Origin of the sequence: Curtobacterium sp. SP.BCp (genome assembly GCF_051903255.1) — a bacterium.
GTDB lineage: Bacteria > Actinomycetota > Actinomycetes > Actinomycetales > Microbacteriaceae > Curtobacterium.
Genome location: NZ_CP194338.1, coordinates 2,340,766 through 2,353,887, shown reverse-complemented (window position 1 = coordinate 2,353,887; position 13,122 = coordinate 2,340,766). Strand labels below are relative to the sequence as shown.

The following is a 13,122-nucleotide window of genomic DNA, read 5'->3' as shown; positions in this document are numbered from 1 at the left end:
GGCACGTGGCGGACCCGCCACGTGCCTCCCGTCCGTCGTGTGGTCGCCTCGCGACCCGCGCCGGCTCCCGCCCTACGGCTGACGCGCCTTCACGGCGCGGTCGTCCTCGACCACCGTGCCGATCGCGACGATCGTCGTCGCGAGCCACGCCACCCAGGTGAGCGCGAGGCGCCAGTCGCGCGGACCCTGGCGGGTGGTCTGCACCACGCTGTAGCCGCTGATGATCGAGCTCCACACAGCACCGCTGAACATGAACTTCCGCACGGGTTCCTCCTCCTGGTCGTCCCGTCAACGCTACCGGCCGCTACATTGGAGCGCCGCCGGTCACCCCTGGGCCGGCGTGCTCGTGAGGAGTGAGTGTGCGTCAGGCCGTCATCGGCGGAGTCCTGCTCGTGGTCGGTGCCGTGTGCGTCGCCCTCGGGCTCCTGCCCCTGTCCGACCTCGCCGAGCTGGCCGACCGCGTCGTGCCGGTGCTCGGCTTCGTGCTCGGTCTCACGATCGTGGCCGAGCTCGCCGCCGACGCCGGCGTGTTCGACCGGCTCGCCGACCTCGCCGCCCGCGTCGGCGGCGGGCGCACGATCGGCCTCTGGGCCGCGGTCGTCGTGCTCGCCGTGGTCTGCACCGTGTTCCTGTCGATCGACACGACGGCGGTACTCCTCACGCCGATCGTCATCACGCTCGCCCGGCGCGTGGGGCTCCCGCCCATGCCGTTCGCCCTCACCACCGTGTGGCTGGCGAACACGGCGTCGCTCCTCCTGCCCGTGTCGAACCTGACGAACCTGCTCGCCGTCGACCGCATCGGGCTCGACGGACCGATCCCGTTCGCGGGCCTGATGGTGTGGGCGGCGCTCGCCGGCGTCGTCATCCCGTGTGCGGTGCTCCTCGTGGTCTTCCGCGGGAAGCTGTTCGGCCGCTACACGCCCGTGCCGGTCCGTCGGGCGTCCGACCCGGTGTTCTTCTGGTCGGCGTCGGCGGTGCTCGTCGCGCTGGTCGTCGCGCTGACGGCGGGCGTGACGGTCTGGATCGCGGCGGTCGTCGCCGCCGTGCTGCTGGTCGTCGTGGCCGCCTTCCGGGCGCCCTCGGAGCTGCGCGTCTCGCGCGTGCCGTGGTCCACGCTCCTCTTCGCCGCCGGGCTCTTCGTCGTCGTCGAGACGCTGCACACCACGGGGCTCACCGACCCGATCGTCGACGCGCTGCCCGGCGGTACCGGCACCGGCTCCCTCCTGGCGCTGGGCGGCGCGGGTGCGGTGGCGGCGAACGCCATCGACAACCTGCCCGCCTACCTCGTGCTCGAGCCGGCGGCCGGGCACGAGGCACTGCGGTACGCGGCACTCCTCATCGGGGTGAACGCCGGCTGCCTGATCACCCCGTGGGCGTCCCTCGCGACGCTGCTGTGGCACGCGCGGCTCGCGTCGGAGGGGGTCCACCTGTCGTGGGGGCGGTACATGGCGCTCGGGTGTGTCGTCGCCCCGCTGACCGTCGTGGCCGGGGTGCTCGCGCTGCGTCTCTGACGGGCGCGCCGACCTACAGCCAGTCCTTGCTCTTGAAGACGCGGTAGAGCACGAGCGACGACACGACCACGAGTCCGAGCGCGTAGAACAGGCCGCTCCAGTGGCTCATGCCGGGGAACTGCACGTTCATGCCGAACGCCCCGGTGATCGCCGTCGGGATCGCGATGATCGCAGCCCAGCCGGTGACCTTCTTCATGACGACGTTCTGGTGGTTCGACGCGATGCCGAGGTTCGTGTCGAGCACGCTGCCGACCGCTTCGCGCAGCTGCTCGACCGAGTCCGCGATCGTCACGAGGTGGTCCTGGACGTCCCGGAAGTACGGCCGGATGCCGTCGACCACGAGCTCCGCGTCGCCGTGCAGGATCGACGTGACGCTGTCGCGTGTCGGCACGACGAGCCGGCGGAGCACCCCGAGCTGCTTCCGGAGCACGAACGACCGCCGCTGGATCTGGCGTTCGCGGCTGCTGCCGTGCTCGAACAGGTCGTCCTCGAGCGCGCTGACCGCCTGGTCGAGGTCCTCGACGACGTCCGAGGCGTGGTCGACCACGGTGTCGAGCAGTGCCCACATGAGCCAGGGCACGCCGTGGTCGGCGATGTCGGCGTTGGCGTCGAGGCGGTGCTCGACGTCGCGGAGGTCGACGTCGGTGCCGTGGATGGTGATGAGTGCCCGCTTCGTCACGAAGGCCTTCACCTCGTGGCTGACGAGTTCGCCGGCGTCGGTGCGGCCGCTGACGTCGTAGACCACGAGGAACAGGCTCTCGCGGTACCGGTCGAGCTTCGGCCGCTGCCCGCCCTCGAGGGCGTCCTCGACGGCGAGGGCGTGGACGCCGAGCTCCTCCTCGAGGTCGGCGAGGTCCTCCGGCCGGGGGTCGGTGTGGTCCACCCACACGAACGTGCCGGGTTCGGCGACGAGGTCGGAGACCCGCTCCACCGGGAAGTCGCGTTCCGCTGCGGTGCCGTTCCGCCACGCCCTCGTCATGACCATCAGCCCAGCGTACGGCGACGGCCGGCCCGAGACTCCCGGACCGGCCGCCGTCGTGGTGTGCGTGTGCTCAGTACGCGGAGACGAGCTTGCCGTCCTCGACCTTCAGGTAGGTGTCGACGTCGAAGCTGTCGTCGCCCTTCTTGGCGTCGCCGAAGAAGTCCTTGTACGAGTAGGCGATCTGGCCGTCCTTCGTGCTCTTCACCTCGACGTAGCCGCTGCCGGAGGACTCGACCGTCAGCTCGGGCTTCGACTTCACCGTGTACTGCACCGAGCCGTCGGCGTCGTACGGGCCGTACCAGGGGCAACCGTCGCCGTAACCGATGTCGGTCTTCTCGGCGCAGGTGTCGATGAGGTCCGAGACGTACTGTTCGGCGTCACGCTCGAGCGCCTTCGTCGCCGTGGGCTGGAAGGACACGTACGGAGCAGCGGACGCGCCGACCTTCACGGTCTTCGTGCCACCGGTGAAGTACTTCGTCCCGCCGACCTCGACCTCGTAGCTGCCGGGGTAGGCGAGCGACTCGAACGCGCCGTTCTCGATCGCGCCGACCTTCTTCCCGCCGACGGTCACGTCCGCACCCTCGAGCACGTCGCTCGCCGAGATCGACACACGGTCGGCGAGCGGCTTCGTGACACGCCACTCGTCCTTCACGAGGAACGAGGTGCCGGTGCGCTCCAGCGTGATGTCACCGGAGCGGTCCGAGCCGCCCTGCTGGTAGCGGACGGTCGCGTACGCGGTGTCACCCGAGGTCGACACCCGGCCGATGCGGACGTTCGTCGGACGGTCCTCGGCGCTCTCCAGGACGGCGGCGTCGAGCATGGAGGCGTTCGACGGTGCTTCGGTCATCCGGGACGCGGTCTGGGCGTCACCGCGGGCGATGGCCTCGACGTAGCTCCGGGCGGTCGGGGCCGGACCCCACACGTTCGACCGGAGGACCCCCGTGGTGACGGCACCGGCGACGACTACCACCACGACGACGCCGGCGGCGACGAGCGAGCGGACGAGCACCTTGCGGGCCTTCGGCGACAGCGGGGTCGGGGTGGGTGCCTGGCCGCCGATGAACGGTTGCGGGCCGACGGCGCCGGGCGCACCGACGCCGGGAGCACCGACGCCGGGGGCGCCGACGCCGGGCGCCTGGGCCCACGCGCCGTCGACGGCCGTGTGCTCGGCGGGTGCCCCGGTGCCGTGCTGGTCCGTGGCGGGCGCGGTCGGCGTGGCGGCCGGCTGACCGACGACCGGCGCACCGGCGACGGCCGCGCCGGGAGTGCCGGCCGTGCCGGTCGCGGGCACGGCCCACGCCGGTGCGGGCTGCGGGTCGGTCCCGACGAGCTTCGCCGTGCGCAGGAGCGCCCCTGCGCCGAGGCGGGGGAGCAGCACCGGCGCGACGTACCGGGCGACGACCTCGATCGCCGCACCCCAGAGCAGGAACACGACGGGCGTCCACGGTGCGATGCCGACCGAGCCGGAGCCGCCGACGGTGCTCGTGCCGCTGACGCGGTAGGACACGACGAGCGTGCCGAGGACGAGGAGCACCAGGCCGCCGAGGGCCCAGACGACCGGCGTCACGACCCAGTCGAGCGTGCTGCGGGCCCGGTCGTTCCGACGGACGGCGAGGGCCAGGCCGGCGGCGAACGCGGTGACGAGCACGAGCAGCACGACGAGCCAGGTCCACCCGCCGGCACCGCCGAACACGGTCGCCGTGCTGTTCACGGGGCCGAGGCCGCCGCTGCCGATCCCACCGAGGAACCCGAGCGCGGTCAGGGCGACGCCGGCGTTGCCGACGAGCAGCGGGAGCGCGGCGCCCCACGACGGCTGGGCGACGAACGCCACGACCACGACGACGACGGACACGACGACGACGAGGACGACGAGCTGCGAGGTGGCGACCCGCACCGTGCCGAGGACGCGGCCGACGACGACGTTGCCGCGGACGAGCAGCGCCGGACGGGCGAGCAGGGCGCAGAGGGCACCGATGAGGAAGGAACCGAGCACGCTGCCGAGCCCGACACCGTGCACGGGCTCGATGGTCGCGCCGTCCACCTCCGGGAACCGGATCGCCAGGACGAGCCCGGTCAGGGTCGTCAGCGCGACGAGCACCAGGCCGCTGACGACGCTCGTGAGCAGCAGCTGCGGCAGGGCGACCACGCGCGAGCGGATGCGCCGCGTCAGCACGACGGCGAGCACGACCTGCGCGGCGAGCACGACCGCCGGGACCACGCCGATCGAGCCGGAGCCGGAGCCGAGCAGGCCGATCGACCCGGAGCCGTGGAGTCGACCGAGATCGGCGAGCACGACGAGCTGCGCAGGGGCGCCGAGGATGACGCTGACGCCGGACAGGAGTGACTGCACGTCGGGGACGCCCGAGCCCGAGCCGCCGCCGATGCCGCTCGACGGACCGAGGTCGGACGACCCGCCGCCGGACCCGCCCGCTGCGGCGACCGCGACGGTGAGCAGGAGCGAGACCACGGCGACCACGTAGGCGGCGACCCAGCCCCCGACCGCGCCGAGCACGGCGGCGAGCCAGTCCCGTCCGGGCACCGTGCGGAGGAGGCGGTCGAAGCCGTCGGACGGCGCCGGGGTCGGCGCCGGTGCGGCAGCGGGCTGCTGCGGCGGCTGCGGGGGAACGGGTGGGTGCTCGCTCACGAGAGGTGGTGTCCTTTCCGACCGGGAGGCCGGCGCCACCCCTGTGGGCACCTCGTGTCCCCCCGACACGAGGGAGCATCATATCCATCCTGCCGAGGTCCCGTGAATCTGCTGGCGTCCCGCTGGTAACTTCGGCATCGTCCACGTGCACCACGACCCGTGTGCACCGACCCGGTCGAACGGAGACACCACCAACCCATGGCTGCTGACGACACCGATCCCTCCCGCTACGCCTTCGTCGTCGCGTCGAACCGCCTCCCGGTGGACCGCGTCGTCGACGAGGACGGCAACGAGGGCTGGCGGCACTCGCCCGGCGGCCTCGTGACCGCGCTGGAGCCGGTCATGCGCGCGAACGACGGCGCCTGGGTCGGCTGGGTCGGACAGCCCGATGTCGAGGTCGACCCGTTCGACAACGACGGCATCCACATCGTCCCCGTGCCCCTCAGCACCGACGACGTCGAGGAGTACTACGAGGGCTTCAGCAACGACACCCTCTGGCCGCTCTACCACGACGTCATCGAGCACCCGAGCTACCACCGCGACTGGTGGAACGCGTACAAGCGGGTGAACCAGCGCTTCGCCGACCAGATCGCCGAGATCGTCGAGCAGGACGGCGTGGTGTGGGTGCAGGACTACCAGCTGCAGCTCGTCCCGGCGCTCCTCCGCGAGCTCCGGCCCGACCTGACGATCGGCTTCTTCAACCACATCCCGTTCCCGCCGGTGGGCATCTACGCCCAGCTGCCGTGGCGCGCGCAGATCCTCGACGGCCTGCTCGGCGCGGACGTCATCGGCTTCCAGCGGCACGACGACGCGAGCGACTTCCTCCGCGCGGTCCGGCACATCAAGGGCTACACGACGAAGGGCTCGACCATCGACGTCCCGGTCGACGACCCGGCCGCGCCGCGGAGCCGCAAGGGGATCACCGTCCGCCACGTCGAGGCGCGGCACTTCCCGATCTCGATCGACGCCGCCGGGTTCGAGGAGATCGCGCACCGGCCCGAGGTGCAGGAGCGCGCCCGCGAGATCCGCGCGAGTCTCGGCAACCCGAAGACCGTGCTGCTCGGGGTCGACCGGCTCGACTACACCAAGGGCATCCGGCACCGCATCAAGGCGTTCGGCGAACTCGTCGAGGACGGCCGCGTCGCGGTGGAGGACGCCACCCTCGTCCAGGTCGCGAGCCCGAGCCGCGAGCGTGTCGACACGTACGCCGCACTGCGCGACGAGATCGAGCTGACCGTCGGTCGCATCAACGGCGACCTCGGCGTCATCGGGCACCAGCCGATCGCGTACCTGCACCACGGGTACCCGCGTGAGGAGATGGTGGCGCTCTACCTCGCCGCCGACGTCATGCTCGTCACCGCACTCCGTGACGGCATGAACCTCGTCGCGAAGGAGTACATCGCCACGCGCTTCGACAACGACGGGGTCCTCATCCTCTCCGAGTTCACCGGCGCCGCCGACGAGCTGAAGCAGGCCGTGATCGTGAACCCGCACGACATCGGTGCGCTCAAGGACTCGATCCAGCGCGCCATCGAGATGCCGCGTCGCGAGCGCTCGACGCGCATGCGCGCGCTCCGCAAGCGCGTCCGCGAGAACGACGTGGCGCGCTGGTCGCGCTCCTTCCTCGAGGCGCTCGACCGCCACGCGCCGAGTCGCGCGAAGCTCGACCCGGCCGCCGCCGACCCCGGTGACGAGCACGTCGACGAGCTCCAGGACACGACGTCGATCTTCGACCAGGACGCCCAGACCGCGCGTGCGGCCGAGGACACCCGGGAGGCCCGTGGTGCCTGACACCGTCACCGATCCGTCCGCCCTGTCATCGGCCATCGAGACGCTCGCGGCTGCGCCGCGACTCATCGTCGCCCTCGACTTCGACGGCACCCTCGCTCCGTTCGCGGACGACCCGGCGCAGGTCGGCGCGCTCCCCGGCTCCTGGGCGGCCGTCCTGACCCTCCAGCGGGCCCGCGACACCGAGGTGGTCCTGGTGTCCGGTCGCTCGCTCGACGGCCTCGCCCGCGTCACGCACGCCCCCGAGGGCATGGCGCTCGTGGGGTCGCACGGCGTCGAGTGGCGCGTCGACGGCCACGACGAGGACGCCCTCACCGACGACGAGTCCGCGCGCGTGCAACGGCTCGGCGCGGCGATCGACGAGGTGGCGACGCGCTACCCGGGCGTGCGGATCGAGCACAAGCCCGCCGGGGTCGGCGTCCACACCCGTGGTGTCGACGCCGAGACCGCGGCGGCTGCCGACGCCGAGGCCAGCCGGGTCGCCCACGAGGTCGACGACGCCGTGCTCGAGCGCGGCGGCAAGGACATCCTCGAGTTCGCCGTCCGCCACGTCACCAAGGGCGATGCGATCGACCGGCTTCGTGAGCTGCGCGGTGCGGACGCCGTGTTCTTCGCGGGCGACGACGTCACCGACGAGGACGGCTTCCGGGTGCTCCGCGACGGCGACGTCGGTGTGAAGGTGGGGGAGGGCGACACGCTCGCCCGCTACCGGGTCACCGACCCGGCCGCACTGACCGACGTCCTGAAGCAGCTGGCGAGGGCTCGGGCGACCCGACCGGCCTGATCGTCGGGACGGGCGTGGCCGACGCGACCGGCACGACGGACCCGCACCGTGCCTCCCGGCCGGCGCAGCGGACACGATGCGGACGCATGTTGTTGCTCGGTTGGTATCCCAACTGCGCCTAGACTCACCCCATGCCTGACATCGACGTGAAGCCGCGCAGCCGGGTCGTCACCGACGGGATCGAAGCCACCACCTCGCGTGGGATGCTCCGGGCCGTCGGCATGGGCGACGAGGACTGGGAGAAGCCGCAGATCGGGATCGCGTCCTCCTGGAACGAGATCACCCCCTGCAACCTGTCCCTCGACCGCCTCGCCCAGGGCGCCAAGGAAGGCGTCCACTCCGGGGGCGGGTACCCGCTGCAGTTCGGCACCGTCTCCGTCTCCGACGGCATCTCGATGGGCCACGAGGGCATGCACTTCTCCCTCGTCTCGCGCGAGGTCATCGCGGACAGCGTCGAGACCGTCGTGATGGCGGAGCGCCTCGACGGCACCGTGCTGCTCGCCGGCTGCGACAAGTCGCTCCCCGGCATGCTCATGGCCGCCGCGCGCCTCGACCTCGCGAGCGTCTTCCTCTACGCGGGCTCGGTCATGCCGGGCTACGTGAAGCAGGCCGACGGCTCCTTCAAGGAGGTCACGATCATCGACTCCTTCGAGGGCGTCGGTGCGTGCAAGGCCGGCAAGATCACCGAGGCTGAGCTCAAGGAGATCGAGTGCGCGATCGTCCCGGGCGAGGGCGCCTGCGGCGGCATGTACACCGCCAACACGATGGCATCGGTGGCCGAGGCCCTCGGCATGTCGCTCCCGGGGTCCGCCGCCCCGCCGTCGGCCGACCGTCGCCGCGACTACTACGCGCACCGCTCGGGTGAGGCCGTCGTGAACATGCTCCGCAAGGGCATCACGGCGCGCCAGATCCTCACGAAGGAAGCGTTCGAGAACGCGATCGCCGTCGCGATGGCACTCGGGGGCTCGACCAACGTCGTGCTGCACCTCCTCGCCATCGCGCACGAGGCCGAGGTCGAGCTGACCCTCGACGACTTCAACCGCATCGGTTCGAAGGTCCCGCACATCGCGGACATGAAGCCGTTCGGCCAGTACGTCATGAACGACGTCGACAAGAACGGCGGCATCCCCGTCGTCATGAAGGCGCTCCTCGATGCCGGGCTGCTGCACGGTGACGTCATGACCGTCACGGGCAAGACCATGGCCGAGAACCTCGCCGAGATCGACCCGCCGGCGGTCGACGGCAAGGTCTTCCGCCCGCTCGACCAGCCGATCCACGCCACCGGCGGCTTGACGATCCTCCAGGGCTCGTTCGCCCCCGAGGGTGCCGTCGTGAAGACCGCCGGGTTCGACGCCGCCGTGTTCGAGGGTCCTGCCCGCGTGTTCGACCGCGAGCGTGCCGCGATGGACGCCCTGACCGAGGGGCGCATCCAGAAGGGCGACGTCGTCGTCATCCGCTACGAGGGACCCAAGGGCGGCCCGGGCATGCGCGAGATGCTGGCGATCACCGCCGCCATCAAGGGCGCTGGCCTCGGCAAGGATGTACTACTGTTGACGGACGGACGATTCTCAGGCGGCACAACCGGCCTGTGCATCGGCCACATCGCACCGGAAGCGGTGGACGCAGGTCCAGTCGCATTCGTGCGCGATGGCGACCGCATCCGTGTCGACATCGCGGCTCGCTCGCTCGACCTACTGGTCGACGACGCCGAGCTGGAGGCCCGCCGAGAAGGCTGGGCCCCGCTGCCCCCGCGTTACACCCGCGGAGTCCTCGCGAAGTTCGCGAAGCTCGTCCAGTCCGCCGCCAAGGGCGCGGTCACGGGCTAGCGTCGACACCCGCACCACCGCCATCCCTCCAGGCAAGGAACACCTCATGCCCACGGAAGCCACTCCGCTGTCCGCGGCCGCCGGTGCACGCCGGACGCCGGAGGTCCTGACCGGCTCGGGAGCCGTCCTCCGGACGCTCGAGCACCTCGGGATCACCGACGTCTTCGGCCTGCCCGGTGGCGCCATCATCCCCTTCTACGACGAGCTCATGGCGTCCACGACGATCCGCCACGTCCTCGTCCGGCACGAGCAGGGCGCCGGCCACGCCGCCGAGGGCTACGCCTCGGCGTCGGGCAGGGTCGGCGTCGCCATCGCGACGTCCGGCCCCGGCGCGACGAACCTCGTCACCGCCATCGCCGACGCCTACATGGACTCGGTGCCCTTCATCGCGATCACCGGGCAGGTGTTCTCGACCCTGATGGGCACCGACGCCTTCCAGGAAGCCGACATCGTCGGCATCACGATGCCGATCACGAAGCACTCGTTCCTCGTCACCGACCCCGCCGACATCCCGGCGACCCTCGCGGCGGCGTACCAGATCGCCACGACCGGTCGCCCGGGCCCGGTGCTCGTCGACATCACGAAGGACGCCCAGCAGAAGTCGGCGCCCTACGTGTGGCCGCCGAGGATCGACCTGCCCGGCTACCGCCCCGTGACGAAGGCGCACGGCAAGCAGATCGCGGCCGCCGCGCAGCTGCTCGCCGAGTCCGAGCGTCCGGTGCTGTACGTCGGTGGCGGGGTCGTCCGCTCCGGCGCCACCGCCGAGCTCAAGGCGTTCGCCGAGGCCACCGGTGCGCCGGTCGTCACGACGCTCATGGCCCGCGGCGCGTTCCCGGACTCGCACCCGCAGCACCTCGGCATGCCCGGCATGCACGGCACCGTCCCGGCGGTGCTCGGCCTGCAGGACAGCGACCTCATCATCGCCCTCGGCGCCCGGTTCGACGACCGCGTGACGGGCAAGGCCGACGAGTTCGCGCCGCACGCCAAGGTCGTGCACGTCGACATCGACCCCGCCGAGATCTCGAAGATCCGCTTCGCCGACGTCCCGATCGTCGGTGACGCGAAGGAGGTGCTGGCCGACCTCCTCGACGCGTGGGGCGGCATCCCCGTCGCCGACCGTGCGGACACGTCCGCCTGGTGGACGAAGCTCGAGCAGCTCCGGAAGGACTTCCCGCTCGGGTACGCGGAGCCGACCGACGGCCTCCTGGCACCGCAGGCGATCATCCGTCGCATCGGCGAACTGACCGGTCCCGAGGCGATCTACGCCTCGGGCGTCGGCCAGCACCAGATGTGGTCCGCACAGTTCATCCAGTACGAGCGTCCGCACGCGTGGCTGAACTCGGGCGGCGCCGGCACGATGGGCTACTCCGTCCCCGCGGCCATGGGCGCGAAGGTCGCCGAGCCGGACCGTGTGGTCTGGGCGATCGACGGCGACGGGTGCTTCCAGATGACGAACCAGGAGCTCGCCACCTGTGTCATCAACGACATCCCGATCAAGGTCGCGGTGATCAACAACTCGTCCCTCGGCATGGTGCGGCAGTGGCAGACGCTGTTCTACGACGGCCGACACTCCTTCACCGACCTCGAGACCGGGCACCAGAGCCGACGGGTCCCTGACTTCGTGAAGCTCGCCGACGCCTACGGTGCCCTCGGCATCCGTGTCGAGCGCGCCGACCAGGTCGACGACGCCATCAAGCTCGCGCTGGAGACGAACGACCGCCCCGTGGTGATCGACTTCGTCGTGAGCCGCGACTCGATGGTCTGGCCGATGGTCCCGCAGGGCGTCGGCAACTCCTCGATCGAGTACGCCCGCGACCACGCGCCCAGCTGGGACGTCGAGGACGCCGACATGACCGGAGACCCCGCATGAGCCACGTCCTCTCCCTGCTCGTCGAGGACAAGCCGGGTCTGCTGACGCGCGTCGCCGGCCTGTTCGCCCGCCGCGGCTTCAACATCGAGTCGCTCGCGGTGGGGAACACCGAGGTCGAGGGGCTGTCCCGCATCACCGTCGTCGTGGACGTCGAGGACCTGCCGCTCGAGCAGGTGACGAAGCAGCTGAACAAGCTCGTCAACGTCATCAAGATCGTCGAGCTCGACTTCTCGCAGTCGGTCCAGCGCGAGCACATGCTCGTGAAGGTCCGTGTCGACAACCAGACCCGGTCGGCCGTGCTCGAGGCCGTGAACCTCTTCCGTGCGCAGGTCGTCGACGTGGCGACCGACTCGCTCGTCGTCGAGGTCACGGGCGACCCCGGCAAGATCCAGGCCATCCTCCGCGTGCTCGAGCCGTACGGCATCAAGGAGCTCGCCCGCGCCGGCCTGCTCGGCATGGGCCGCGGACCGAAGAGCATCACCGACCGGGTGCGCTGACCCCGTCGGCCCCCACAGACCACCAGAACCAAGGAGACACACCCTCGTGACTGACATCGTGTACGACGCCGACGCCGACCTGACGCTCATCCAGGGCAAGAAGGTCGCCGTCATCGGCTACGGCTCGCAGGGCCACGCCCACGCCCTCAACCTCCGCGACAGCGGCGTCGAGGTGAAGATCGGCCTCAAGGAGGGCTCGAGGAGCCGCCAGAAGGCCGAAGAGGCCGGCTTCGAGGTCCTCACCCCGGCCGACGCGACCGCCTGGGCCGACGTCGTCGTCATCCTCGCGCCCGACCAGGTGCAGCGCATCGTCTACGCCGAGGACATCAAGCCCAACCTCAAGGACGGCGCCACGCTCGTCTTCGGCCACGGCTTCAACATCCGCTACGGCTACATCGAGGCGCCGGAGGGCGTCGACGTGTCACTCGTCGCGCCGAAGGGCCCCGGGCACACGGTCCGCCGCGAGTACGAGGCCGGCCGTGGCGTGCCGGTGATCGTCGCCGTCGAGGTCGACGCGTCCGGTTCCGCCTGGGACCTCGCGTGGAGCTACTCGAAGGCAATCGGTGGCTTGCGCTCCGGCGGCATCAAGACGACCTTCACCGAGGAGACCGAGACCGACCTCTTCGGCGAGCAGGCGGTCCTCTGCGGTGGCACCTCGCAGCTCATCCAGTACGGCTTCGAGACCCTGACCGAGGCGGGCTACCAGCCGCAGATCGCCTACTTCGAGGTCCTGCACGAGCTGAAGCTCATCGTCGACCTCATCTGGGAGGGCGGCCTCACGAAGCAGCGCTGGTCCATCTCGGACACCGCCGAGTTCGGCGACTACGTCTCCGGCCCGCGCGTGATCTCGCCCGAGGTCAAGGAGAACATGAAGGCCGTCCTCAAGGACATCCAGGACGGCACCTTCGCCAAGCGCTTCATCGAGGACCAGGACGCCGGCGCACCCGAGTTCAAGGCCCTGCGCGCCAAGGGTGAGGGCCACCCGATCGAGGCCACGGGTCGTGAGCTCCGTGCGCTCTTCGCGTGGAAGTCGAACGACGCCGACTACGTGGACGGCTCGGCCGCGCGGTAGTCTTCGCAACACCACTCGACGACGAGGCGGCGGTGCACCGTGCACCGCCGCCTCTCGATGTGACCCGAACGTTATGCAGCAGCTCTTCACCACCCCCGGCGCCGGAGATCGGCGCGTCCGCGGGGCCGCCGTGCTCGACACGGCCCGG

At 71.1% G+C, this 13,122-nt stretch carries 10 protein-coding genes; 7 read left to right on the top strand and 3 right to left on the bottom strand.

What is annotated here, in order from left to right; all coding sequences use genetic code 11:
- Positions 1–72: 72 nt before the first annotated feature.
- Complete coding sequence (locus ACRQ4C_RS11140; RefSeq protein ID WP_058725532.1) at positions 73–264, bottom strand: hypothetical protein; 192 nt, start codon at positions 262–264, stop codon at positions 73–75.
- Positions 265–359: 95 nt separating this feature from the next.
- Between ACRQ4C_RS11140 and ACRQ4C_RS11135 the strand changes: the two genes are divergently transcribed.
- Positions 360–1,511: an SLC13 family permease gene (locus tag ACRQ4C_RS11135; protein ID WP_439688690.1), complete on the top strand. Its 1,152-nt coding sequence runs from the start codon at positions 360–362 to the stop codon at positions 1,509–1,511.
- 13 nt (positions 1,512–1,524) lie between these two features.
- Here the strand turns inward: ACRQ4C_RS11135 and ACRQ4C_RS11130 are convergent, their stop codons facing one another.
- Positions 1,525–2,496 carry a magnesium transporter CorA family protein gene (locus ACRQ4C_RS11130; protein WP_439688688.1) on the bottom strand — a complete coding sequence of 324 codons (972 nt, stop codon included), beginning with the start codon at positions 2,494–2,496 and terminating at the stop codon, positions 1,525–1,527.
- Positions 2,497–2,563: 67 nt separating this feature from the next.
- Positions 2,564–5,137, bottom strand: coding sequence for a hypothetical protein (locus ACRQ4C_RS11125; RefSeq protein ID WP_439688686.1), 2,574 nt, complete (start codon positions 5,135–5,137; stop codon positions 2,564–2,566).
- 198 nt (positions 5,138–5,335) lie between these two features.
- On the opposite strand from ACRQ4C_RS11125, the gene otsA reads away from it, so the two are divergent.
- From otsA to ilvC, 6 genes are all read left to right on the top strand, one after another.
- Positions 5,336–6,928 carry an alpha,alpha-trehalose-phosphate synthase (UDP-forming) gene (gene otsA / locus ACRQ4C_RS11120; RefSeq protein ID WP_400413540.1) on the top strand — a complete coding sequence of 531 codons (1,593 nt, stop codon included), beginning with the start codon at positions 5,336–5,338 and terminating at the stop codon, positions 6,926–6,928.
- Positions 6,921–7,709, top strand: a complete 789-nt coding sequence (gene otsB, locus ACRQ4C_RS11115) for a trehalose-phosphatase (RefSeq protein WP_439688685.1) — start codon at positions 6,921–6,923, stop codon at positions 7,707–7,709. The genes otsA and otsB overlap by 8 nt, the downstream gene beginning before the upstream one ends.
- A 131-nt stretch (positions 7,710–7,840) precedes the next feature.
- Complete coding sequence (ilvD, locus tag ACRQ4C_RS11110) at positions 7,841–9,535, top strand: dihydroxy-acid dehydratase (RefSeq protein ID WP_058725538.1); 1,695 nt, start codon at positions 7,841–7,843, stop codon at positions 9,533–9,535.
- 46 nt (positions 9,536–9,581) lie between these two features.
- A complete protein-coding gene (locus ACRQ4C_RS11105; protein WP_290131397.1) occupies positions 9,582–11,405 on the top strand; it encodes an acetolactate synthase large subunit in 1,824 nt (607 codons plus the stop codon).
- The gene (ilvN, locus tag ACRQ4C_RS11100) at positions 11,402–11,902 is read left to right on the top strand and encodes an acetolactate synthase small subunit (protein WP_079236388.1); all 501 of its coding nucleotides are present in this window, start codon (positions 11,402–11,404) and stop codon (positions 11,900–11,902) included. The genes ACRQ4C_RS11105 and ilvN overlap by 4 nt, the downstream gene beginning before the upstream one ends.
- A gap of 46 nt (positions 11,903–11,948) precedes the next feature.
- Positions 11,949–12,974: a ketol-acid reductoisomerase gene (gene ilvC / locus ACRQ4C_RS11095; protein WP_439688683.1), complete on the top strand. Its 1,026-nt coding sequence runs from the start codon at positions 11,949–11,951 to the stop codon at positions 12,972–12,974.
- The last annotated feature ends 148 nt before the right edge of the window (positions 12,975–13,122 follow it).

What these genes read in the sequence shown, in the direction of transcription:
- ACRQ4C_RS11130 (WP_439688688.1), bottom strand. Translation starts at nt 2,496, where the DNA reads ATGGTCATGACGAGGGCGTGGCGGAACGGCACCGCAGCGGAACGCGAC.
- otsA (WP_400413540.1), top strand. Translation starts at nt 5,336, where the DNA reads ATGGCTGCTGACGACACCGATCCCTCCCGCTACGCCTTCGTCGTCGCG.
- ilvD (WP_058725538.1), top strand. Translation starts at nt 7,841, where the DNA reads ATGCCTGACATCGACGTGAAGCCGCGCAGCCGGGTCGTCACCGACGGG.
- ilvN (WP_079236388.1), top strand. Translation starts at nt 11,402, where the DNA reads ATGAGCCACGTCCTCTCCCTGCTCGTCGAGGACAAGCCGGGTCTGCTG.
- ACRQ4C_RS11105 (WP_290131397.1), top strand. Translation starts at nt 9,582, where the DNA reads ATGCCCACGGAAGCCACTCCGCTGTCCGCGGCCGCCGGTGCACGCCGG.